Raw genomic sequence first — 23,360 nt, forward strand, 5'->3', positions numbered from 1 at the left:
CCATCTAACCAGAATCTCCGGAACCGACGGTGACGAAGTCGACCAGCTGTTCGACCGCTCCGATCAGCGGCGCCTCGAGATCGCGGAACGTGTTCACCGCCGAATAGACCCGACGCCACCCGTCCTGGGGTGTCCCCCACCCCAATTCGCGGCACACCCCGGTCTTCCAGTCCTCGCCGCGCGGAATCTTCGGCCACGCCGCGATCCCCACCGCCGACGGGCGGACCGCCTCCCACACGTCGATGAACGGGTGCCCGGTGACGAGCACATTCGGGCCGAGGCCCTGCGTCAGCTGCGTCTCCTTGGAACCGGTGACGAGATGGTCGACGAGCACACCGACGCGCCGTCCGGGCCCGGGGCGGAACTCCGCGAGCCGCTCCCCGAGGTTGTCGAGACCCTCGAGGTGTTCGACGACGACCCCCTCGACCCGCAGGTCGTGCCCCCACACCCGTTCGACGAGGGCGGCGTCGTGCACGCCCTCCACCCAGATCCGGCTCGCCAGTGCGGTCCGGGCGCGCAGCCCCTCCACCTTCGTCGACCCCGACGCCGACCGGGTGGCCGCCGGACCGGCGGGCTTGACCGCGGGACGTACCAGGGTGACCGGTTTCCCGTCGATCAGGAACGCCGCCTCCCGCATCGCGAACAACCGGGTGCGCCTTGCGCCGTCCTCGAGCCGCACGAAGTCGCCGTCGTAGGTGCGCTCGAACCCCACCACCGCGCCGCAGAAACCGGTGCCCGCGTCCTCGACCACGAGATCCCGCTCGGCCGGGACGGTGGGTGTCACCGGCTTGCGCGCCCGGGGGTGGCCGGAAAAGATGTCGCCGTATCTGTCGCCTCCGCTCACGGGCGCTGACGCTATGCCAGCGGCGCCGTTACGCACACGCCGCCACGCCGACATATGCTCGTTTATCGTGACTTCACCCAGCGCCACTCTCACCGTGTGGGCCAGTTCCTGGCTCGCCGGGCACAGTGCACCCGACGACGTCATCGACGCCCTCCACGCGTGGGCGCCGATGCATCTTGCGTGCGCAGAGGATCAGGTGACGGCCGGGCGCACCGGGCTGCCGTGGCCCGACCCGCAGGACGCCGGGGTGACGGCGCTGCTCCAGACCATCCGCCGGTCCGTGTCGCAACCGGAGACCGAGATCCGGCTGGTCCTCCCCGGGCCGGGGGACGTGCAGGGGCTGCCCGCCGGAACCGAGTTCGCGTCCGCCGCGATCGGCGCAGGCGAGGGGGTCCTCGTGGGGCCGCCCGGCAGGCCGGGGACGGGGCTCGTTCCACACGTCGAGGGTCCCGACGTGTTGCGGTGGACGGTGTCGTCGATCGAGCGGCTCCCCCTCGATGCCCACCACACCGGGCTGGGTGAGGCCGAGTTCACGATGCGGCAGGCGGTGCGGGACGCGGCGGCGGCGCTCGAGGCCCTCCACATGCTGGACTCCGGGTTCGGCGCCGACCCGCGGGCACTGATCGCGGATGCGTTGGCGCAGTCCGCCCTTCACCGGTATCCGGCGACGATCGCACCGCGCGCGCTGCGGATCCTGGACTCGGCCGATCAGGTTGCCGCCATCCTCACCGTCGCCGAGCAGATGGCTCCCGCCCGCACCGTGTCCGCGTCGGGCGCGGCGACGCTGGAGGATCTGCTGCGGCCACTGCGTTCGGCGGTGCGCTCGGCACGCACCGCCGCCGTCAACGCGAGTGCGCGGGACGGCCTGACGGCCTGACCACGGCCCGGCAGCAGTCGATCGCACACGACTGTCCGTCCGCGGTCGACCCGAGCAGCGGCTCGGAACCCAGCCGCTCCGCGGGCCGCCCGGTCACCTGTTCGCCGACGAGTGCGACAACGAGTTCGGCGAACCGTCGATCGGTGCCGGGAGTGCCGGCGCGCACGAAGCGGATGCCCAGCTCGGCCGCCTTCTCCCGCGCCTCGGTGTCGAGATCCCACACCACCTCGAGGTGGTCGGACACGAAACCGATCGGGCACGCGACGACGGCGCCCACCCCGCGGCCGGCGAGAGCGTCGAGATGATCGCAGATGTCCGGTTCGAGCCACGGCACCTGGGGTGGCCCGGACCGGGACTGCCACACCAGGTCGAAGTCGTCGAATCCGGCGGCTCGGGCGGCGAGGCGGGCCGCCTCGGCCACCTGCCGACTGTAGAGACGACCACCGTCGGCGGGCGGTCCCGCGTTGACGTCGGCGGCGACCGGCACCGAATGCGCGGTGAACACCAGGCGCGCGTCGTCCCTGTCCGCGGCCGGGAGCTGGGCGACGGCCGCGCGGATGGCGTCGGCGAACGCCCCGATCAGCAGTGGGTGGTCGTAGTACTGCCGCAACTTCAGCAGGTGCGGTGCACCGTCCCCGACGGCGGCCCGGGCCCGGGCGATGTCCTCGTGGTACTGCCGGCACCCCGAATACCCGCCCCACGCCGAGGTGGGGAAGACGAGGGCCGAACGCACGCCGTCCCCCGCCATCTGAGCGACGGTGTCCTCGACCATCGGATGCCAGTTCCGGTTACCGAAGTAGACGGGCAGATCGATTCCGGTGCTTGCCAATTCGGATTCGACCCGGCCGATGATGTCGCGGTTGAGAGCGTTGATCGGCGACACGCCCCCGAAGTGCAGGTAGTGCTCGGCGACCGCGTCCAGCCGTTCCGGCGGCACCCCCCTGCCCCGGGTGACGTTCTCCAGGAACGGGCGCACGTCCTCGGGCTTCTCCGGCCCGCCGAACGACAACACGAGAAGGGCGTCGAACCGGGAATCGGAACCGTCCGTCGAATTCACAGCGATCATGATTCCCATCTTCCGTGGTGCCGTTCGGGGCGCACTCCCCGGGTAGTGCCCCGGGACGGACAGCGCCCCGGGTCAGACAGTGCCCTAGCCGGCCATCGCGTGGGCGCCGCCGTCGACGTAGATGATCGACGCGGTGGTCCCGGGCAGCCAGTCGGACAGCACGGTGCACACGGTCTTCGCGACCGGCTCCGGGTCGTCGACGTTCCAGCCGATGGGTGCGCGCTCGTCCCACGCCGTGTTGAGTTCGTTCATCTGCTTGGCGTCGTCGGTGGCGGTCCCGGCGATGGCCTTGGCGGCGAGGGTCTTGATCGGACCGGCGGCGACCAGGTTGGAGCGGATCCCGCGCTCACCGACCTCCTTGGCCACGTACCGGTTCACCGATTCGAGGGTGGCCTTCGCGACGCCCATCCAGTTGTAGAACGGCACCGCGCGGGCGGGGTCGAAGTCCATGCCGACGATCGACGCATTGTCGTTGAGCACGGGCAGCAGCGCCTTCGACAGGGACGCGTACGAGTACGCGGACACCTCGAAGGCCACGCCGACGTCGGACCACGGTGCGTCGAAGAACGGGCTGCCCAGGCAGGACCGCGGCGCGAACGCGATGGAGTGCACGACACCGTCGACACCCTCGGGTGCGATCTCCCGGATACGGTCGGCGAGGCTCGCGAGGTGCTCGGGGTTCTGCACGTCCAGCTCGAGCGCCGGCGGCACCGGCTGCGGAAGGCGCTGCGCGATGCGGTCGATCAGCCGGAGCCGGTCGAAGCCGGTGATGATCACCTTGGCGCCCTGTTCCTGAGCGACCTTGGCGACGTGGAACGCGATGGACGCGTCCGTGATGATGCCGGTGACGAGAATGGTCTTACCTTCGAGCAATCCGCCCATGGGGTGTCCTCCTGTGAAGAAAAAGTCCGGGAAGTGAGTGGGAGTTCTAGTGGCCCATGCCGAGGCCGCCGTCGACGGGGATCACCGCGCCGGAGACGTAGGCCGAATCGTCGGAGGCCAGGAAGCTCACCACGGCGGCAACCTCCTCGGGCTTGCCCTGCCGTTGCAGCGGCACCGCACCGGTGATCATGTCCTTGTACTTGTCGTCGAGGACGGCGGTCATGTCGGTGTCGATGAATCCGGGTGCCACCACGTTGGCGGTGATCGACCGGGAACCGAGTTCGCGGGTCAGCGAGCGCGCGATGCCGACGACACCGGCCTTCGACGCCGCGTAGTTCACCTGGCCGGGACCGCCGGCGAGCCCGACGACGGAGCCGAGGAACACGAATCGGCCGAACCGCGACCGCAGCATCGACCGGGTGGCCCGCTTCGCGACGCGGAACGCGCCGGTGAGGTTGGCGTCGACCACGGAGGTGAACTGTTCCTCCGTCATGCGCATGATCAGCGTGTCGTCGGTGATGCCGGCGTTGGCGACGAGGACCTCCACGGGACCCTGATGCGCCTCCACCTCCTTGAACGCGCGGTCGATCGACTCGGTGTCGGTGACGTCGCACTGGACGCCGAACAGGCCGTCGGGCGCACCCGAACCGCGGTGGGTGACCGCGACCTTGTGCCCGTCCGCCGCGAGGCGCTGCGCGACAGCGAGGCCGATCCCGCGGTTACCGCCGGTGACGAGCACCGAGCGAGGAGTGGACACCGTCCTCACCGACGCATCGGTGGTTTCTGGGTTAGACATGGGGACAAACCTATCTGTTCAGGTGTGCAGGAGTGGTAGTGCGGGGCCGTGGTGGAACGCAGATCACGGCAGCCGTTGACGCAGGACCAGCGCGAGGATCAGCCCGGCGGTGGCGGACAGGACACCCAGCACGAGCCAGGGACGGCTGGCGTCGCCGCGGGTGGTCTCGAAGCCGATCTGTTCCTCGAGGGTGTCGTAGACGTCGCGGAGTTCCTCCAGGCTCGAGGCTGTGAAGAAGCTGCCCCCGGAAAGATTCGCGATCTCCCGCAGCGAGGGGTCGTCGACGGGCACGGGGATGCGTTCGTCCTCGATCTCGACCTTGCCGTAGCTCGTCCCGAACGAGATGGTCGAGATCGGCACGTCCTTGTCCTTGGCCTGCCGGGCCGCGGTGAAGCCGCCGCGCGGATCGTCCGGGTTCTCGGGCACGGTCTGCTTACCGTCCGACAGCAGCACGATGCGGGCGGGCGGCGCCTGATCACTGCCGCCGAGCACCGCCGCCAGCGTGTCGATCGACTGCAGCGACGTGAAGATCGCCTCACCGGTCGCGGTCCGCTCACTCAGCTGCAGGTTGTCGATCGCGACCTTCGTGGCCTCCCGGTTGGTGGTCGGCGAGACCAGCACCGACGCCGTGCCGGCGAACGCGACGAGACCGAGGTTGATGCCGGGGGTGAGCCCGTCGGCGAACGACTTCGCCGCGTCCTGCGCGGCGGCGAGCCGGGACGGTTCCACGTCCGTCGCCTTCATCGACAGCGACACATCGATGACCAGGATGACGGTGGCCCGGTTCCGCGGAACCCGCTTGTCCTCCGTCGGACCCGCCAGCGCCACGCTGAAGAACACCAGCGCCAGCACCATCAGCAACGCCGGGATGTGCCGGGCACGCCCCGGTCGCGACGGCGCGACCTTCTCGAGCAGGGCGAAGTTGGTGAACCGGAGCGTGTGCTTGTGCCGCTGACGCTGCACCCACACGTATCCCGCGACCAATGCCACGACGACCAGGAGGAAGAGCAACCACCACGGTGAGGTGAACTGGGAAAGACTCACCGGCGGGACCTCTGGTTCGCCGCGGTCCCGTAACTGTGCTTGCGGGCGGACACGAACCGGACCACGTCCGAGATCCAGTCGCGGTCGGTCCGCAGGCTGAGCAGCGGTGCGCCGCAGCGTCGCAGAGACTGCTCCACCTGCAGCCGGTGCTCGTCCGCGGCTCGCGCGAAATCGGCGCGCAGCTGCGGTGTGGTCGTGAACTCTCGGGTCCGTCCGGACTCCGGATCGTGCAGCACAACATCCCCTATGTCGGGTAGTTCCAGATCTCGCGGGTCGAGCACCTCGACACCGAGCACGTCGTGCCGTCCGGAAATCGCCCGCAGCGACCGCTCCCAGTCGATCGGGCCGAGGAAGTCACTGATGACGACGGCCAGCCCGCGGCGACGCTGGGGTCGCCGCAGCGACTCCACCGCCTCCTGCAGGTCGCCCCGCACCCCGTCCGGGGCGTGCGGGGTGGTCGCGATCCGACGCAGCATCGCCTGGGCATGGATCCGGCCGCCGCCGGCGGGGATCCGGGTGGTCTGGGCGCCGGTCGACACGATCGCGCCGATCCGGTTCCCGCCGCCGCTGGTCAGATGCGTGACAGCGGCGGCCGCCGCCACCACCAGATCCCGCTTCTCGCAGCCGGCGGTGCCGAAGTCGAGACTCGACGACAGGTCGACGACGAGCCACGTCTCGAGTTCCCGGTCGGCCACCGACTGCCGGACGTGCGGGTGCGTCGTCCGGGCCGTCACCGACCAGTCCATCTGACGCACGTCGTCGCCCGGCTGGTACTCGCGCGCATCCCCCGGCTCCGAGCCCGGACCCGGGATCAGACCCAGATGGTCGCCGTGCAGGACGCCGTCGAGCCGACGGCGAACGGTCAATTCCAGGGTCCGCAGCGCGGCGGACAGTTTCGGATCACGGAGCTCGCCGGAACGAAACGACGGCGGCGGGCCGGCACTCGGTGCACCGGCGGTACGCGCACTCACCGTGGCTGGCTCATCGCCGTCGGTCCGGGCACCGACGCGGACGGCGCGGACGGTCCGTTGTGACCGGCGGGGGCCGCCGGCACCGTCGTCGGCTGGGCAGCGATCTGCGGCAGGCCCACCGTCTGCAGCACACGGGAGATGACGTCGTCCGGGGACACCTCGTCGGCCAGCGCGTCGTACGACAGCACGAGGCGGTGACGCAGCACGTCCGGAATCACCTCGAGGACGTCCTGCGGTACGACGTAGTCACGCCCGCGCAGCAACGCCAGCGCCCGCGCGGAGGAGATGATGCCCAGGGTCGCACGCGGCGACGCGCCGTACGCGATCCAGCCGTCGACGTCGGGCAGCCCGAACTCGGCGGGTGTGCGGGTGGCCGCGATGACCCGGACCACGTAGTCGACGAGGGCGTGGTGCACGAAGACACCGCTCGCAACCTTCTGCAGTCGGACGAGTTCCTCGGGATCGAGCACCTGGTGGGGTTCCGGTGCGGCGACACCCATCCGGTAGACGATCTCCCGCTCCTCCTCCACCGTCGGGTAGTCGACGAGGATCTTGAACAGGAAGCGGTCGCGCTGCGCTTCGGGCAGTGGGTACACACCCTCGTTCTCGATCGGGTTCTGCGTCGCCATCACCAGGAACGGGTCGGGCATGTGGTACCGCTTGCCGCCGATGGAGACGTGCCGTTCGGCCATCACCTCGAGGAGGGCCGACTGCACCTTCGCAGGCGCGCGATTGATCTCGTCGGCGAGCACGAAGTTCGCGACGACGGGACCGAGCTCGGTGTCGAACTCCTCCCGGCCCTGCCGGTAGATGCGGGTACCGATCAGGTCGGTCGGCACCAGGTCGGGGGTGAACTGGACTCGCGAGAACGACCCGCCGACCACCTTCGCGAACGTCTCGACGGCCAGGGTCTTCGCGACGCCCGGCACGCCCTCGAGCAGCACATGCCCCTTCGCGAGCAAACCGACCAGGATCCGCTCAACGAGCCGGTCCTGACCGACGATCACCCGTTTGACCTCGTAGATCGCGCGTTCCAGCGTCTGAACGTCGGCGGCGAGACTCGGCGCGACCGACTGCGTCGCGCTGGAACCGGGCGCGACCGACTGCGTCGTCGCGCCGTGCGGGCCTGCAGTCTGTGAGGGTGCCTTCGGCGCGGTGGCGTTCTGGGGACCCGATCCGTTGGCCGCACCCCCGTTCTTCACACCTTCGGGAGCGGCCTGCGCGGGCGACTCCGTCCGGGCTGCACCCTCCGATACCGCATCATCACGTGAGGTCACCAAGAATCCACCGCTTTCACCTAGATCGTTCCGCCCGTTCACGTACTTGCTCAACTATTCCAGGTGCGAGCAACCCCCGCCGCAACCAAGCACGATCCGCACTGCGGACTACTTCATCGACATCATGGATCACGACACCATACGCACAGCGTAGGGGGTCATGCCGTCCCACCGCACCGGGGAGATCTTCACGACGTCCCCCGACTCGGGGGCCTCGAGCATCTGGTCGTCGCCGAGGTACAGCGCGACGTGCTGGCTGGCGTTCGGGCCCCAGAAGATCATGTCGCCGCGCTGCATCTCCTCCGACGGAACCTGCTCGCCGGCGGTGTACTGGTAACCGGTGTAGTGCGGCAGGGAGATGCCGATCCCGGCGAATGCGTAGATCATCAGGCCGGAGCAGTCGAAGCCGATCTTGTTGAAGTCGCCGTAGCTGTCGGCCACACCGCCGTCGCGGATGCCCTTCGTGGGCCCGTTCTCGTCGCCGCCACCCCACGCGTACTCGACGCCGATCTGGGACAGGCCACGGTCGATGACGGTTTCGATCGCCTCGCTGCCGGTGAGGTCTTCGCCGCCGGTAGACGGTTTCGACTTCGGCGTGGACTTCGGTGTCGTCGACTCACCGTCGGACTCGGAATCGGAATCCTCGTCGATGGTGGTGTGCGCGCGCTGCCCAGCGGCGAGTTCGGCGGCGCGCTGCCGTGCCGCCTCGTTGGCGGCGACCCGGGCCGCGGCCTGAGTCGCCGCCTCCCGGGCAGCGGCGGCGATGGCGGCCTTCTGCGCCTCCTCGGCCCGGCGCTGCTCGTCCCACGTCGCGTATGCCTCACGCTGCCCCTGCAGCCCCTCGACGTTCCCGCGAGCGGCGTCGAGCTGAGCCTGGGCGGCCGCGCGGTTGCTCTCGATCTGCGCCTTCTTCACGGCTTGGTCCTGCAATGCCGAGCGCGCGATCGCGATCGCCTGCTCGGCCAGCGACTTCTTCGACTCGGCCTGGTCGGCGGCGGCGTCCGCCTGCTGCTTGGCCTCCCGCGCCGACGAGTCCTTGTTCGCCTGCGCGGTCCGGGCCCGCTGCAGGCCCTCGAGCACCGCGTTCTGGCTTGTGGCGAGGAGTTTCAGAACCTGCGCGCGGTCGAGGACGTCGCCCGGTCCCTGCGCGCCCAGATACGTCGAGATCGCGGAGACGTTGGTGCCCTGGGTGTAGCTCGACCGGGCGTACTTGTCGAAGTCCTTCTGCGCGAGTTCGATCTGCGCACCGGCATCGCGCAGCGCCTGCTGCGAGGCCCCGACGACGCCGGCGGCCAGGTCGGCGGCGCTGCGGGCGTTCTGCAGGTCGACCAGGGCCCGGTTCACGTCCTCACGCTTGATGGCGACCTCGTTGTCGAGTTGCGCGAGTTGCTGGTCCGCGGAGGCCACCTGGTTGATCAGCTCGCTGACCTGACCGAGACCCGCGCTGACCTGCGTCTGGGCCTGCGCGATGTCGGAGTCGGACGGATTCGGCGGCGGTGGGGGCACGGCCGCGGCCAGACCGGGTGTGCTGCCGACCAGGGCTCCGACGATGGCCAGTCCGATGAGGAGGCGCGCCGTGCGAATGCGCCTGCGGGAGAAGCTACGGTGCCCCACTCCAGCTCGTGCTTGTCGCTTCACAACTCTCTCCCTCGGTTCTGCACCGATCACGCAACCGCGCCGTGCTCGTCGTGGGGAGAAAATTCGGCAGCCACACCTTCCCGTGCGCATCGGCGGCACCGTCGAACACAGCACCGCCGTCACTCTGGACGTCAATCACCAGCCTGCGACACTTCTTCCCCAAGAGCGCCAAATGCACCGTACGACACTTCCGGACTCTATGGAAACTTTAGTCACAAATAACACATGAGTAATTTGACCAGCGGAAATACCGAACCGCGAATTGTCGGCGCCGTATTCGCGCATCGACGCAGGCAGCGGCCACTCCCACCCGAAAAGGTGAAAATGACCGCCGAGTTATTTACGGATAATCGGGGGCGTCAGGGCTTCTGTCGCTCGTACGTCGTCGGCGACGACGACGGGGCATCGTAGAGTTTTTCCCGACCGCCGTCGCGGGATCCGGCGGCCCGGCGCGACTTCGCGAAGAAGGTCGCAGCCGACGCGATCACGACGATCGCTACGATGACCGCCGTGAACAGCGCCCAGGGCGGACCCGGCTCGACGACCTCGTCGACGAAGTGATTCGCGGACACCACGGCGTCGCCGGTGTAGGTGCGGTCTTGACCCGACTCGAGGAGTACCCGGCTGATCGAATCGCTGTACGTACCGACCCAGCTGGGGCTGAGCACGAGCACGGTGCCACCCTCCTCGGCCCCGACCTCGGTCGCGAGGTCGCGCAGTTGCGAGTCGCGCCCGGGATCCTCGGCCAGCACCACGATGCTCAACTCGAGGCCGTGCTCGGCCGCGCGGTTCACGACGGCGACGAGGTCACCCACCTCGCCGGACGGCGCGGACACCCCGTCGTCGGACACATCCGTGATCACGTCCGAGACGTCGATGTCCTCCGGGATGTCCGTCTGCACGGGATGCGCCGCGTGAACGGGGAGCGTGGCACTGGCGGGAACTACGGTGGCGATAGGGGCAGGCATCTCTCATCCGGGTTTGCTGTAGGAACGTAAGCCTCGCGTGAACACTACGTGAGGAGTCCCCGAAGTACCGTGCCGTCCGCACACCTCGTCCCGCGCGGTCGCGCAGGATCGGCGCCGTATTCCCCTTCGATCCCACCCCGAATTCTCACAGGACAAGCGTACTGTTAGACTGTCGGAGGTACCGCGGCATGAGCCGATTCCGTCATCGCTAGCACGACAGCGCACACGGATCAGCCGTGCCCGCAGTGCCTGCAGCCGTCGACACAGCCCCGTCGGTGGCGACCCTCATAGACGAGTGGAGCTGACGTGAGCACCAGTAATGATTCATTCGGAGCAAAGGGAACCCTCGAGGTCGGTGAGAAGTCCTACGAGATCTTCCGCCTCTCGGCCGTCCCCGGCACCGAGAAATTGCCGTACTCCTTGAAGGTTCTCGCCGAGAACCTTCTCCGCACCGAAGACGGTGCCAACATCACCGCGGATCACATCCGCGCAATTGCAGGCTGGGATCCCTCGGCTCAGCCGAGCATCGAAATCCAGTTCACGCCGGCTCGCGTGATCATGCAGGACTTCACCGGCGTCCCCTGCGTCGTCGACCTCGCCACCATGCGTGAGGCTGTCACCACCCTCGGCGGCGACCCCAACAAGGTCAACCCCCTCTCCCCCGCCGACATGGTCATCGACCACTCGGTCATTCTCGACATCTTCGGCCAGGCCGATGCACTCGAACGCAACGTCGACCTCGAATACGAGCGCAACGGCGAGCGTTACCAGTTCCTGCGCTGGGGCCAGGGCGCATTCGACGATTTCAAGGTCGTCCCCCCGGGTATGGGCATCGTTCACCAGGTCAACATCGAATACCTGGCTCCGACCGTCATGGCACGTAACGGCCAGGCATACCCCGACACCTGCGTCGGCACCGACTCGCACACCACGATGGTCAACGGCCTCGGCGTGCTGGGCTGGGGCGTCGGCGGCATCGAAGCCGAGGCAGCCATGCTCGGCCAGCCGGTCTCCATGCTCATCCCCCGGGTCGTCGGCTTCAAGCTGACCGGTGAGATCAAGCCCGGTGTCACCGCGACCGACGTCGTGCTCACCGCCACCGAGATGCTCCGTAAGCACGGCGTCGTCGGTAAGTTCGTCGAGTTCTACGGCAAGGGTGTGGCCGAGGTTCCGCTCGCGAACCGCGCAACGCTGGGCAACATGAGCCCCGAATTCGGTTCCACCGCGGCGATCTTCCCGATCGACAGCGAGACGATCGACTACCTGCGCCTGACCGGCCGCAGCGACGAGCAGCTCGCTCTCGTCGAGGCCTACGCCAAGGAACAGGGCCTGTGGCACGATCCGGACAAGGAGCCCGTCTTCTCCGAGTACATCGAGCTCGATCTGGGAACCGTCGTTCCCTCGATCGCAGGCCCGAAGCGCCCGCAGGACCGAATCCTGTTGTCGGAGTCGAAGACCGCGTTCCGCAAGGACATCCACAACTACGTGGAAGAGAACTATCCGACCGAGCACACCAAGCTCGACGAGGCCGTCGAAGAATCGTTCCCGGCGTCCGACCCCGCAGTGCTCTCGTTTGCCGACGACGGAGCAGTCGACGTCCTCTCCGCCGCCAACGGCGCAGAAGGCCGCCCGAGCAAGCCGGTGGTCGTCAAGTCCGACGCAGGCGAGTTCGTCCTCGATCACGGCGCCGTCGTCGTTGCCGGCATCACTTCCTGCACCAACACGTCCAACCCGTCGGTCATGCTCGGCGCTGCGCTGCTTGCACGCAATGCCGTCGAGAAGGGTCTGGCCACCAAGCCGTGGGTCAAGACCAACATGGCACCCGGTTCGCAGGTTGTCACCGACTACTACGAGAAGGCGGGCCTCTGGCCGTACCTCGAGAAGCTCGGCTACTACCTCGGCGGCTACGGATGCACCACGTGCATCGGCAACACGGGCCCGCTGCCCGAGGCCGTCTCCAAGGCCATCAACGACAACGACCTGTCGGTCACCGCGGTGCTCTCGGGCAACCGCAACTTCGAGGGGCGTATCTCCCCCGACGTCAAGATGAACTACCTGGCGTCTCCGCCGCTCGTCATCGCCTACGGCCTTGCGGGAACCATGGACTTCGACTTCGAAACCGACTCGCTCGGTGACGACACCGACGGCAACCCTGTGTACCTGAAGGACATCTGGCCGTCCACGCAGGAGATCGAAGAGACCATCAAGACTGCGATCAGCCAGGACATGTTCCGCAAGTCCTACGCAACGATCTTCGCGGGCGACAGCCGCTGGCAGAACCTTTCCACCCCTGAGGGTGACACCTTCGAGTGGGACGACAACTCGACCTACGTCCGCAAGGCTCCGTACTTCGACGGCATGCCGAAGGATCCGGCTCCGGTCAAGGACATCAAGGGCGCTCGCGTCCTCGCCCTGCTCGGCGACTCGGTCACCACCGACCACATCAGCCCGGCAGGTCCGATCAAGGTCGGCACCCCCGCCGCGCAGTACCTCGATTCCCATGGCGTCGAGCGCAAGGACTACAACTCCCTCGGTTCGCGTCGTGGCAACCACGAGGTGATGATCCGCGGCACGTTCGCGAACATCCGTCTGCGCAACCAGCTGCTCGACGACGTCTCCGGTGGCTACACCCGCGACTTCACCCAGGACGGCGGACCGCAGGCCTTCATCTACGACGCGTCGCAGAACTACCAGGCAGCCGGCATCCCGCTGGTCGTCCTGGGCGGCAAGGAGTACGGCTCCGGATCGTCGCGTGACTGGGCTGCCAAGGGCACCAGCCTCCTCGGCGTCAAGGCCGTCATCACCGAGTCGTTCGAGCGCATCCACCGCTCCAACCTCATCGGCATGGGCGTCGTTCCGCTGCAGTTCCCGGCGGGCGAATCGGCTGCGTCGCTGAAGCTCGACGGCACCGAGACCTTCGACATCGAAGGCATCGAGAAGCTCAACGAGGGCGTCACCCCGAAGACCATGAAGGTCACGGCAACGCGCGAGAACGGCGAGAAGGTCGTGTTCGACGCAGTCGTCCGCATCGATACCCCCGGTGAAGCGGATTACTACCGCAACGGCGGCATCCTGCAGTACGTGCTCCGCAACATGATCAAGGGCTAGGCGCTCTAGGCGCTCCGCGCCTGTGCGTGTTTTCGGCCTGAACAGGCACTGAGCGCGCACGACCACTTCGAGCGGCTCTCACCGTCCCGAATGACTGGTCGTGCGCGCTCAGTGCATGAGGTGACCTTTCTCGCGAAAGGGCCGAACACACGCACAGGCCGACGAAGGAGGCACTTTGCCCAAGGTCAGTGAAGACCATCTCGCGGCACGGCGCAGTCAGATCCTCGACGGCGCCCGCCGCTGCTTTGCCGCATACGGTTACGACGGTGCCACCGTCCGCCGGCTCGAAGAAGTGACCGGGCTGTCGCGCGGTGCGATCTTCCACCACTTCAAGGACAAGGACGGCTTGTTCCTCGCCCTCGCCCACGAGGACGCAACGAGGATGGCCGACGTCGTCGCCCACGAGGGACTCGTTCAGGTGATGCGGGACATGCTGGCCCAGCCCGAGCAGTTCGACTGGCTGGGCACCCGGCTCGAGATCGCCCGGCGGCTACGGACCGATCCCGATTTCCGCAGAAGCTGGTCGCAACGGTCGGCGGAACTCACCGAGGCGACCATGGCGCGCCTTGCGCGCCAGAAGTCGGCGGGACGCCTCCGTGACGACGTACCGACCGACGTTCTCATCGGCTACCTGGATCTCGTGCTCGACGGTCTGGTCGCGCGCATCGCCTCGGGGCACGCCGGCGAGAACCTCTCGGCTGTGCTCGATCTCGTCGAGGAATCCGTCCGCCGCCGCGACTGACGCCGCACTCGCCCGCCGGCGGTCGTCAGGACTTCCGACGGTGAGCTCCGCCTCGTCCGCGGAGCTCTACCTCGGACTCCGCGAGGATGTTGCGGACGAATCCGTACGATCTCCCCATTTCCCTGGCGAGGGAACGAATACTCGCCCCTGCCTGGTAACGCTCCTTCAGCTCCGCCTGCAGATCGGCGCGCGACGGTCCCGTGATCCGAGCACTCTTGGCGAAGACCCCGATGTCTGCCATGAACTCCTCCAGTCGGCGAGCGACGGTGGTTTCCACGGTAGAGCGCAGCGACGGCGATATCTACGTAGAGCGCAGCGACGGCGATATCTACGTAGAGCGCAGCGACGGCGATATCGACGCGGAGGCTCAGGCGAGCTGGATGAGTTCCAGGTAGTCCTGCGACCAGTGATCCTCCGTGCCGTCGGGCAGGAGGATGACCCGCTCCGGATCGAGCGCCTCGGCCGCACCCGGGTCGTGTGTCACGAGCACGACGGCGCCGGTGTAGCTGCGGAGGGCATCGAGCACCTGTTCGCGGGACACAGGGTCCAGGTTGTTCGTCGGCTCGTCGAGGAGCAGGACGTTGGCAGCGGACGACACGAGGCCCGCGAGCGCGAGGCGGGTCTTCTCACCGCCGGACAGGGTGCCCGCGGGCTGTTCGAGCTGTGGACCGGTGAACATGAACGCACCGAGCAGCGAACGCAGCTCCTGCTCCCCCGTGTCCGGTGCCGCATGGCGAATGTTCTCCCACACCGACGCGTTGTCGTCGAGGGTGTCGTGCTCCTGCGCGAAGTACCCGATCTTGAGGCCGTGCCCGGGGACCAGTCCGCCGGCGTCCGGTGTCTCCACTCCCCCGAGGATGCGGAGCAGCGTCGTCTTGCCCGCGCCGTTGAGGCCGAGTACGACCACACGCGAACCCCGGTCGATCGCAAGGTCCACACCGGTGAAGATCTCGAGCGAGCCGTAGACCTTCGTCAGGTTCTCCGCCATCAGCGGGGTCTTGCCGCACGCGGCCGGCTCGGGGAACCGGATGCGGGCCACCTTGTCGGACACCCGTTCCGCGTCGAGGTCAGACATCAACTTATCGGCGCGCTTCGCCATGTTCTGGGCCGCCACCGCCTTGGTGGCCTTCGCGCCGAGTTTGGCAGCCTGAGCTCGCAGCGCCCCGGCCTTCTTCTCCGCGTTGGCGCGCTCGCGGCGACGACGCTGCTCGTCCGTCGCCCGGGCGTCCAGGTACTTCTTCCAGGTCATGTTGTACACGTCGGCCTCCCCCCGTACGGCGTCGAGGAACCACACCCGGTTGACCACGTCGTTCAGCAGGTCGACGTCGTGGCTGATCACGATCAACCCGCCCTCGTGGTTCTGCAGGAAACCCCGCAGCCACGTGATCGAGTCGGCGTCGAGGTGGTTGGTGGGCTCGTCGAGCAGGAGAGTCGTATCGGAGCGCCCCCCGCTACCGTCCGAGGCGGCGAACAGGATGCGCGCCAGTTCCACACGGCGACGCTGACCACCCGACAGCGTGTGCAACTGCTGGCCGAGAATGCGGTCGGCCAGACCGAGACTGTTGCAGATGCGTGCCGCTTCGCTCTCGGCCTCGTACCCACCGAGCGCGGAAAAACGGTCCTCGAGGTTCCCGTACTTGCGCACGGCCTTGTCGCGTTCGGCGTCGTCGACAACCTCCGACATCAGGATCTGCTGCTTCTCCATGTCCCGCAGCAGCGAATCGAGCCCGCGTGCGGAGAGCACCCGATCCTTCGCCAAGACGTCGAGGTCACCCTCCTTCGGGTCCTGCGGAAGGTAACCGAGATCGCCGGTGCGCATGACCTCGCCCGCGTACGGCTCACCCTCCCCCGCAAGGATGCGGAGCGTCGTCGTCTTGCCGGCACCGTTGCGGCCGACCAGACCGATGCGGTCGCCGGGCTGCACCCGCAAAGCCGGCCCGGGAGCAGACAGCAACGTCCGCACTCCAGCTCGAACTTCCAGGTCGGTAGCGGTGATCAACAAGACTCCTAGGAAAATAACGCTCGCACTGAATGAGAAGAATCGCGCACAGAACACACGAACCAGCAATTTTACCCGACCGCAGCCCCCTCCGAACACGCCTGCCGGTGATCCCGCTAACGTTCGCCGCCACATCGGCCCGGCGGAAGCCTGCGCATCACCTTCTTTGTTTGACGGATGGTGGGTCAGATGTTGGCGAGATTGACGGAGATGGTGACGGCCGTTGGCATGCAGTGTTCGCGCCTTCAGAAAAAATTCTGTTAATTACCAAGTTCCGTCCCGGTCCGACTCGAATACCAGAACGGATAGCGGCCCGGCGCGACTTTGCCGCCGGCTGCGGACTCCCCGTCCCCACCGACCGCGTCTCGATCACCCTCGCGCTCCCCCGCTGCTTGGCGATTGCCCCTCTGCCGACACTTCCCCCGGCCTGGGATCGGCGCGCCGCGTTCACACGGTCCGCAACGCGCAATGACGGCGTCCCCACTACCCCGGGGCGCCCGGCCGACCGGACGAGTATTCTGGAATTTCCTAGATTCCGTCCGTGCCTGACGTAGGAACTGAATTATTCCGGCCGAACTCTCGGCCATCGTGACAGTCTGGCGACGTGAGAGCCTCCCCCCGCCCCGCGATCTGGGATGTTGCGATCGTCGGTCTCGGCCCCGCCGGCCGGGCACTCGCGCACCGCGCGACTGCGGCCGGCATGGCGGTCGTGTCGGTGGATCCGCTCCCCCACAGAGCCTGGTCTGCGACGTACGCCGCGTGGGAAGACGAACTCCCCGAGTGGCTCCCGCCCGCCGCCGTCGCCACGAGGACTTACCACCCGACAGCCTGGACGACTCGTCGTCACACCCTCGAACGCACCTATTGCGTTTTGAATACATCACAGCTGCAATCAATACTGACTCGTGATTCCGGAACTGTTCTCGCAGGTCGAGCCGTCGACCTCTCGCCCACTTCCGTCCGGCTCGGAGACGGCTCGACAGTGAAGGCGCACGCCGTCGTCGATGCGCGAGGTACCCGCGACAGCCCCGACCTCGCCCAGCAGACGGCATACGGAGTCGTCGTGGACCCGGACACCGCGGCACACGCGCTGGACGGCGATGCTGCCGTCTTCATGGACTGGCGCCGCGACAACGGCACATCCCCCTCGGACACGCCGTCATTCCTGTACGGCGTCCCACTCACGCAGGATCGGTTCCTGCTCGAAGAGACGTGTCTCGTCGGTCGCCCACCACTACCGATGTCGGAACTCGCGGTCCGACTCCACGACCGGCTTCGGCAACGGGGTGTCGCCGTCCCGTCCCACTCGGACGTCGAGAGAGTCAGATTCGCCGTCGAGCCGCCGCCCGAGGCCGGTCGTGCACACAACTCGGACCTGGTGCGGTTCGGCGCCCGTGCCGGGCTCATGCACCCCGGCACCGGCTACAGCGTCGCTGCATCGCTTCTCTGCGCAGACCTGCTGGTCCGAGATCTTCGAGACGGATCGAACGGCAGGCTGTGGTCGTGGCGGGCTCGCAGCGTGGCATCCCTGCGGTCGCTCGGTCTCCGTGTCCTCCTGAATTTGGATGCGCAACACGTTCCCGAATTCTTCGAGTATTTCTTCGATCTGCCACCGCAACTCCAGGCGGCGTATCTGTCGGAGCGCTCGAATCCGCGCGCAACTCTGGCCGCCATGCGCAAGATGTTTCTCGCCTCGTCGGGCGAGATCCGCGGCGTCATTCTCCGTTCGACCCTGCGACGGGAAGTTCTATGAACTGTCGCGCGAACACGAAAAGGAGACCATCATGGAACGCATGCGGTCGATATGGAAGGGCTCGATAGCGTTCGGACTCGTGAACGTGCCGGTCAAGGTCTATTCCGCCACCGAGGATCACGACATCAAGTTTCACCAGGTCCACGCCAAGGACGGCGGGCGGATCAAATACAACCGCGTGTGCACCGAATGCGGCAACGTCGTTCAATATGCCGATATCGACAAGGCGTACGAGTCCGACGACGGCGTCCGGGTGGTGTTGACGGACGAGGATTTCGGGAAGCTGCCTGCCGCCGAGAAACACGAGATACCCGTTCTGCAGTTCGTGCCGACAGAACAGATCGATCCAATTCTGTTCGAGAAGAGTTACTTCCTCGAGCCCGATTCCAATTCGCCCAAGGCGTATGTCCTGCTCGCGACTGCCCTCGAGAACAGCGATCGCACGGCGCTCGTCCACTTCACGCTCCGTCAGCGCACCCGGTTGGCGGCCATGCGTTCGCGGGACGGCGTGCTGGTGATTCAGACACTGCTGTGGCCCGACGAGGTCCGCGCCGCCGAATTTCCCTCCCTCGACGACGTCGACAAGCCGAAGTCGAAGGAACTGGCAATGGCCGAGACACTCGTCGACAGCATGGCCGACGACTTCGATCCCACCGAGTTCACCGACGACTACCAGGTGCAGTTGCGCGAACTGCTCGACGAGATGATCGAGTCGGGCGGTAAGAAGGTCATCCCCGTCGCCGAGGTCGAGAAGCCCGGCGAGGACGCCGAGGTGGTCGATCTCGTTGCCGCACTTCAGCGCAGCGTCGATGCCGCCGGAAAGAAGGCCGCACCCGCCAAGAAGAAACCGGCGAAGAAGGCCCCGGCCAAGACCGCGGCGAAAAAGGCCACAGCGAAGTCATCCACGTCGGAACGCAAGCGCGCCTGACCGAGGTAATCGATGTTGACCAACGCCGGCCGGAACGCATCCAGCCTCGCGTGCACTCCGCTTATCCAGCTCAGCGGCGACCCGGAGATACGGGCACGCCCCAGGCGCTGCCCTGCTCGCGATCGAGTACCGTGACCGCCTTGTTCTTCAGCCCGAAAATATAGACCAGCAAGCTGACCACGATCACGACCGTCACATAGAAGATGAACCAGCCGACGTGACCGGCCGACTTGGCCGCCTGGAAAAGCACCGGCGCCGTCCCGCCGAAGACGGAGTTCGCGAGCGCATAGCCCAGTCCCACACCCAAGGCGCGGACGTCGGCGGGGAACAGCTCCGCCTTCACGATCGCGTTGATCGAGGTGTACCCGGTGAGGATGACGTAGCCGACCGCGACCAGCGCGAACGCCGATAGCGGCGAGGTGGTCCGCGGAAGGAAGGTGAGCAGGACATAGGTATAGAAGACACCACCCACACCGAAGAAGATCAGCAGCGGCTTTCGCCCGACCCGGTCGCTGACGAGGCCGCCCACCGGCTGCAGCAGCAACAACAAGATCAGCGACAGCAGGTTGATCCACGTTGCCGTCAGCGCCCGGTCGTCCCCGAAGGTGGACTTCACAATCGCCGGCGCGTTGACACTGTAGGTGTAGAACGCGACCGTGCCACCCGCGGTGATGAGGAACACCAGCAGCAGCGGCCGCCAGTGTTCGGTGAACAACGCCGTCAAGGAACCCGCCGTCCGGTCCTCACCCGCACGGATGGCCTTCAGATGCGACTCGCTGAGCGACTCGTCCATCGAACGCCGAATCCACAACACGACCAGGGCGGCGAGACCGCCTATGAAGAAGCCGATCCGCCATCCCCAGTCGTGCAACGCCTCGACATCGAGAACGCTGAGCGCGACCAGGAGCGTGAATTGCGCGAGTACGTGACCGCCCACGAGGGTCACGTACTGGAACGACGACAGGAAGCCACGCCGATTCGCGGTCGCCGCTTCGGACATGTAGGTCGCCGAGGTCCCATACTCCCCACCTGTGGCGAATCCCTGCACAAGCCGAGCGAGGACCAAAATCACCGCCGCCCAATACCCGATGACGTCGCGTGTCGGCATGACCGCCACCACGAAGGAGCACGACGACATGATGGTGATGCTGAGCATGAGGGCGGCCTTGCGGCCACGACGGTCGGCAAACCGGCCGAAGAACCACGACCCAATCGGACGCATGACGAACGTGACCGCGAAGATCGCATAGATGTACAGCGTGGAGTTGGCCTCGTTCTCGTCGAAGAACTGCGCCTCGAAATACGTGGCGAAGACCGTGTAGATGTACACGTCGTACCACTCGACGAGGTTTCCTGCCGACCCCTTCATCGTGTTGAGCACCGCCCGCCGCGTGCTCGTCGGAGCGTGGGTTGGACCGGACGGCGTCGCGTCATCGCTCATCCATAGACGATAACGGATCGACCTCCCGGACCTGGGCGAGTCAGCGCACTGGAGGAAACCGCGAGATCATGACGCAGACAACCGATCCCATGGACCAGCCGAAGAACGATCACCAGAATTAGGCGCCGGCACTGCCCGAGGATCGGCCGGAGCCGGCGCGCTGCGGTTGGCCGCGACGAGGTCCCATGCCGTCTGCCGCGGCGCCACGCCGTCGAGGATCCATCGCCCGATCAGGACCCCGACCTTGGCCAGCATGTCAGTACGCAACCGCAGGAACGAGTCCTCCGGGTCGGTGCCGACCTGACCGAGCAGTACCCACCAGGCCCAGGCGACTGCTCCGGCATTGGCAACGAAGTCTGGGACCACCGGAATACCCCGGCCGGTGAGCGCCGTCTCGGCCCCCGGTGTCGTCGCGGCATTCGCAGCTTCGATCACGACTTTCGCGCTGACCTGGTCGACGTTTTCCGTCGTGATCGCATATGAGATCGCGGCTGGGATGAGGATGTCTGCCTCCGTTGCGATCACAGCCGCACTCGGCAACTCCTGAACATGCGAGGGGACGCGGGAGCGGTCGATCTCGCCGTAGCCGTCCCGCAGGTCGAGCAGCGCGGGAACGTCCAAGCCATCGGGAGAGTACAGCGTGCCGAGGGCGTCGGCGACAGCAATCACGCGTACACCGGCCTCGTACAGATACCAGGCGGCGCCGCCCCCCATGGTGCCGATGCCCTGGATTGCCACCGTCGTGTCGGCCGGAGCCCAGCCACATGCCTTCACCGTGCCGATGCAGGCCTGCGCGACTCCGTAACCGCCGATCACATCGCCCAGCAGAAAACCGCTGGGCACCGGGGCATTCAACGCGGACCGTACCCGGCGCAGAGTCGTCTGCGGATCCGTCGACCGGCTGATCGCCGCATGGTAGGACTGCTGGAGGCCGAGACGCGCGAAGACGTCATCGAGCAGATGCTGGGGCACCCCCAGGTCCTCCGCGGTCACCCAGTGCGCGGCCAGCCACGGGCGCATCGCCTGACAGAACCGCTCCAGAACACCGACGGCGCGGGGATCCTTCCGGTCGAAGTCGATGCCGCCCTTCGCGCCGCCGACAGGCAGGTCGAAAACCGCGGTCTTGGCAGCCATCCCCCTGGCGAGATCCTCGACCTCCGACATCGTGCAGCCTGCCCGCATCCGGGTCCCCCCGGTTGCCAGGTCGGACACCAGCGTGTGCACGACGAGGTACCCATGAGCTCCGGTGACCGGATCAGACCACGTCACTCGTAACAGGGGCTCACCGCCGCGCACGGTCGCCACATCGAACCGACGCTGCATCGCCGTGTTCTCACGGTGGTCATACTCTCGGTGCTCGGTGGTGCGCCCGAACCCGCGTTCCGTCGTCGTGGTCACCTCGAGTTACCCCAATCATCCTCAGAAAATCATCGTCTCCAGAACCGATCAGCCGATGACGTCAGAGTGCGCGCGCTGGTGACCAGGCGTCCAGTTAAGAATCTTGAATGATTGCGTTCACGCTTTCTACACAACGCAACGCGTGGTCCGGTTGGACGGTTCGGAATGGATGCATAGGCTGGCGGCATGGAGCTGTCGCTGCGCCGGTTGCGGATGCTTCGGGAGTTACACCGCCGAGGCACCGTCACGGCCGCCGCGCTGGCCTTGCACTACACCACATCCGCGGTATCCCAGCAGCTCACCCAGCTCGAACGCGAAGTCGGCGCAAAACTGTTCGAGCGGCGCGGTCGGCGGGTACAACTCACCGAGATCGGGCTTCTCCTCGCCGAGCATGCCGAGGAGATCATGCGATCGGTGGACCGCGCGACGTGTGCCCTCGAACAAACGCAGGACGGGGTCACGGCCCGATTGACCGTGGGCGTGTGGGCATCCGTCGCGGCGAGCCTGCTGCCGAGTGCGCTGACGTTGCTGGCCGCCGAACATCCCGGCATCGAAGTGCGAACGAGGGAATTCGCGCCTGAGGACACCGCAGTCGCAGTACGGGACGGCTCGCTGGACTTCTCGTTCGTGATCGACTATTCCGACTACCCGATGCAGTGGGACCCGGAGTTGACCAGAGTGGTGATCGCAGTGGAGCGACTGCACGCAGCGCTGCCTCCGGGGACGGTTTCCGCCAGAACCATGACGCTGGCGGACCTCGCCGAGCATCCCTGGATCCTTGCGGGACCCAATTCGCATTTCGGCCGCGCGGTGCGCCTGGCCTGTCAGCGTTGCGGATTCGAACCCAGGATCAACCATGAGGTCGGCGAGCAGGCGACGGCGCTCGCGATGGTTTCCGCAGGCCTGGGAGTCACCCTGGTCTCCGATCTCGGACTGACGCTGCGCCCGCCAGGAATGGATGTCGTCCCTCTGACCGAACCGCTCATGCGGACGATCTCGATCGCCCATCGAGGGACAGAAGCGCACCGGCCGCCGCTGCAACTGGTGATCGACGCCGTGCGTGCCGCGGCGGCCGCACAGGGGCTCGCCGCGCGGACACCGTACCCGTAGCCGAAGAGGACACACGTTCAGCAGCAGGTTCCGACGAATGAACACGATCACAGATCAGCGAGGAACTGCGAGCGTCGTAGTTGTCGACGGTGTGGGTCTCGTCCGCGTCGGCAGCTCGGGTGCTGGTGGCAGCGTCCAGGTGGTGGTCGGCACCGACGAGGGTCTCACGGGGAGTACCTCGAACGTCGTCTGCACCACCATCGACGGGGTCGGCAGGCAACGCAGCCCGGCCACCTGGAAACCGCGACTGCCGCGATTCGGCACCATCGCGCGGAAGTCGGCGACACTGCCGACCTGACGGGTTTCGCCCAGGACTCGATCGCCGAATTCCACCGCCCACGGTCCGCCGCAGGTCGGTAGATTCGTCGCGTTGTACTCGATGCGGTCGCCCGGCTGCCCGCGCGACGGAGTGAGAGTGAGGACCGGCCCTGCAGGATCGAGCATCTGCGCCGCTTCCGGTTCCGCTTCGCTCGACGCACCGCCGCCGGTGTGTACTGCGAGGAGGACGACGACGGACC

Annotated in this window: 20 protein-coding genes; 7 read left to right on the top strand and 13 right to left on the bottom strand. The window is 67.0% G+C overall.

Going from position 1 to position 23,360, the window contains the following annotated elements; translation table 11 throughout:
* Window positions 1–4: 4 nt before the first annotated feature.
* Complete coding sequence (locus H0B43_RS02075) at window positions 5–844, bottom strand: DUF3097 domain-containing protein (RefSeq protein ID WP_185729510.1); 840 nt, start codon at window positions 842–844, stop codon at window positions 5–7.
* Between the two features lie 67 nt (window positions 845–911).
* On the opposite strand from H0B43_RS02075, the gene H0B43_RS02080 reads away from it, so the two are divergent.
* Window positions 912–1,721 (top strand): hypothetical protein, encoded by an 810-nt coding sequence (locus H0B43_RS02080; RefSeq protein WP_185729509.1) that lies wholly within the window; start codon window positions 912–914, stop codon window positions 1,719–1,721.
* Here the strand turns inward: H0B43_RS02080 and H0B43_RS02085 are convergent.
* The 8 genes from H0B43_RS02085 to H0B43_RS02120 form a co-directional block, all read right to left on the bottom strand.
* Window positions 1,687–2,796: a ferrochelatase gene (locus H0B43_RS02085; RefSeq protein ID WP_185729508.1), complete on the bottom strand. Its 1,110-nt coding sequence runs from the start codon at window positions 2,794–2,796 to the stop codon at window positions 1,687–1,689. The two genes, H0B43_RS02080 and H0B43_RS02085, sit on opposite strands and share 35 nt — an antisense overlap.
* Before the next feature lie 75 nt (window positions 2,797–2,871).
* Window positions 2,872–3,669, bottom strand: coding sequence for an NADH-dependent enoyl-ACP reductase InhA (gene inhA, locus H0B43_RS02090; protein WP_005241845.1), 798 nt, complete (start codon window positions 3,667–3,669; stop codon window positions 2,872–2,874).
* 46 nt (window positions 3,670–3,715) lie between these two features.
* The gene (gene fabG1, locus H0B43_RS02095; protein ID WP_185729507.1) at window positions 3,716–4,465 is read right to left on the bottom strand and encodes a 3-oxoacyl-ACP reductase FabG1; all 750 of its coding nucleotides are present in this window, start codon (window positions 4,463–4,465) and stop codon (window positions 3,716–3,718) included.
* Between the two features lie 63 nt (window positions 4,466–4,528).
* Window positions 4,529–5,509 carry a VWA domain-containing protein gene (locus H0B43_RS02100; RefSeq protein WP_185729506.1) on the bottom strand — a complete coding sequence of 327 codons (981 nt, stop codon included), beginning with the start codon at window positions 5,507–5,509 and terminating at the stop codon, window positions 4,529–4,531.
* Window positions 5,506–6,480: a DUF58 domain-containing protein gene (locus H0B43_RS02105; RefSeq protein ID WP_185729505.1), complete on the bottom strand. Its 975-nt coding sequence runs from the start codon at window positions 6,478–6,480 to the stop codon at window positions 5,506–5,508. The genes H0B43_RS02100 and H0B43_RS02105 overlap by 4 nt, the downstream gene beginning before the upstream one ends.
* The gene (locus H0B43_RS02110) at window positions 6,477–7,757 is read right to left on the bottom strand and encodes an AAA family ATPase (protein ID WP_397517496.1); all 1,281 of its coding nucleotides are present in this window, start codon (window positions 7,755–7,757) and stop codon (window positions 6,477–6,479) included. Before H0B43_RS02110 ends, H0B43_RS02105 begins: the two co-directional genes overlap by 4 nt.
* Window positions 7,758–7,886: 129 nt before the next feature.
* Window positions 7,887–9,395, bottom strand: a complete 1,509-nt coding sequence (locus H0B43_RS02115) for an NlpC/P60 family protein (RefSeq protein WP_397517495.1) — start codon at window positions 9,393–9,395, stop codon at window positions 7,887–7,889.
* 359 nt (window positions 9,396–9,754) lie between these two features.
* Complete coding sequence (locus H0B43_RS02120) at window positions 9,755–10,363, bottom strand: DUF6676 family protein (RefSeq protein ID WP_185729504.1); 609 nt, start codon at window positions 10,361–10,363, stop codon at window positions 9,755–9,757.
* A gap of 306 nt (window positions 10,364–10,669) precedes the next feature.
* Here H0B43_RS02120 and acnA point away from each other — a divergent pair, with 306 nt between their 5' ends.
* Both acnA and H0B43_RS02130 read left to right on the top strand, forming a co-directional pair.
* On the top strand, window positions 10,670–13,471 hold the full coding sequence (acnA, locus tag H0B43_RS02125) for an aconitate hydratase AcnA (protein ID WP_185729503.1): 2,802 nt from the start codon (window positions 10,670–10,672) through the stop codon (window positions 13,469–13,471).
* A gap of 175 nt (window positions 13,472–13,646) precedes the next feature.
* Window positions 13,647–14,213: a TetR/AcrR family transcriptional regulator gene (locus tag H0B43_RS02130; RefSeq protein ID WP_185729502.1), complete on the top strand. Its 567-nt coding sequence runs from the start codon at window positions 13,647–13,649 to the stop codon at window positions 14,211–14,213.
* 25 nt (window positions 14,214–14,238) lie between these two features.
* Here the strand turns inward: H0B43_RS02130 and H0B43_RS02135 are convergent, their stop codons facing one another.
* On the bottom strand, window positions 14,239–14,454 hold the full coding sequence (locus H0B43_RS02135) for a helix-turn-helix domain-containing protein (protein ID WP_185729501.1): 216 nt from the start codon (window positions 14,452–14,454) through the stop codon (window positions 14,239–14,241).
* A gap of 126 nt (window positions 14,455–14,580) precedes the next feature.
* Complete coding sequence (locus tag H0B43_RS02140) at window positions 14,581–16,212, bottom strand: ABC-F family ATP-binding cassette domain-containing protein (RefSeq protein ID WP_185729500.1); 1,632 nt, start codon at window positions 16,210–16,212, stop codon at window positions 14,581–14,583.
* Window positions 16,213–16,816: 604 nt separating this feature from the next.
* Here H0B43_RS02140 and H0B43_RS02145 point away from each other — a divergent pair.
* On the top strand, window positions 16,817–17,965 hold the full coding sequence (locus tag H0B43_RS02145) for a lycopene cyclase family protein (protein WP_185729499.1): 1,149 nt from the start codon (window positions 16,817–16,819) through the stop codon (window positions 17,963–17,965).
* A gap of 31 nt (window positions 17,966–17,996) precedes the next feature.
* Window positions 17,997–18,893, top strand: coding sequence for a Ku protein (locus H0B43_RS02150; protein ID WP_185729498.1), 897 nt, complete (start codon window positions 17,997–17,999; stop codon window positions 18,891–18,893).
* Between the two features lie 70 nt (window positions 18,894–18,963).
* Here H0B43_RS02150 and H0B43_RS02155 read toward each other — a convergent pair whose 3' ends face one another.
* Both H0B43_RS02155 and H0B43_RS02160 read right to left on the bottom strand, forming a co-directional pair.
* Window positions 18,964–20,334, bottom strand: a complete 1,371-nt coding sequence (locus H0B43_RS02155; RefSeq protein WP_185729497.1) for an MFS transporter — start codon at window positions 20,332–20,334, stop codon at window positions 18,964–18,966.
* Between the two features lie 66 nt (window positions 20,335–20,400).
* Window positions 20,401–21,732 carry a glutamate dehydrogenase gene (locus tag H0B43_RS02160; protein WP_185729496.1) on the bottom strand — a complete coding sequence of 444 codons (1,332 nt, stop codon included), beginning with the start codon at window positions 21,730–21,732 and terminating at the stop codon, window positions 20,401–20,403.
* Between the two features lie 186 nt (window positions 21,733–21,918).
* Here H0B43_RS02160 and H0B43_RS02165 point away from each other — a divergent pair, with 186 nt between their 5' ends.
* Both H0B43_RS02165 and H0B43_RS02170 read left to right on the top strand, forming a co-directional pair.
* Complete coding sequence (locus H0B43_RS02165; protein WP_185729495.1) at window positions 21,919–22,842, top strand: LysR family transcriptional regulator; 924 nt, start codon at window positions 21,919–21,921, stop codon at window positions 22,840–22,842.
* Window positions 22,843–22,879: 37 nt separating this feature from the next.
* Window positions 22,880–23,140, top strand: coding sequence for a hypothetical protein (locus H0B43_RS02170; protein WP_185729494.1), 261 nt, complete (start codon window positions 22,880–22,882; stop codon window positions 23,138–23,140).
* The last annotated feature ends 220 nt before the right edge of the window (window positions 23,141–23,360 follow it).

The organism is Rhodococcus sp. 4CII, assembly GCF_014256275.1.
Taxonomy (GTDB): Bacteria; Actinomycetota; Actinomycetes; order Mycobacteriales; family Mycobacteriaceae; genus Rhodococcus_F; species Rhodococcus_F wratislaviensis_A.

Coding starts and splice junctions, on each gene's coding strand:
- H0B43_RS02085 (WP_185729508.1), bottom strand. CDS start 2,796: ATGGGAATCATGATCGCTGTGAATTCGACGGACGGTTCCGATTCCCGG.
- inhA (WP_005241845.1), bottom strand. CDS start 3,669: ATGGGCGGATTGCTCGAAGGTAAGACCATTCTCGTCACCGGCATCATC.
- fabG1 (WP_185729507.1), bottom strand. CDS start 4,465: ATGTCTAACCCAGAAACCACCGATGCGTCGGTGAGGACGGTGTCCACT.
- H0B43_RS02120 (WP_185729504.1), bottom strand. CDS start 10,363: ATGCCTGCCCCTATCGCCACCGTAGTTCCCGCCAGTGCCACGCTCCCC.
- H0B43_RS02135 (WP_185729501.1), bottom strand. CDS start 14,454: ATGGCAGACATCGGGGTCTTCGCCAAGAGTGCTCGGATCACGGGACCG.
- H0B43_RS02150 (WP_185729498.1), top strand. CDS start 17,997: ATGGAACGCATGCGGTCGATATGGAAGGGCTCGATAGCGTTCGGACTC.
- H0B43_RS02155 (WP_185729497.1), bottom strand. CDS start 20,334: ATGAGCGATGACGCGACGCCGTCCGGTCCAACCCACGCTCCGACGAGC.
- H0B43_RS02165 (WP_185729495.1), top strand. CDS start 21,919: ATGGAGCTGTCGCTGCGCCGGTTGCGGATGCTTCGGGAGTTACACCGC.
- H0B43_RS02170 (WP_185729494.1), top strand. CDS start 22,880: ATGAACACGATCACAGATCAGCGAGGAACTGCGAGCGTCGTAGTTGTC.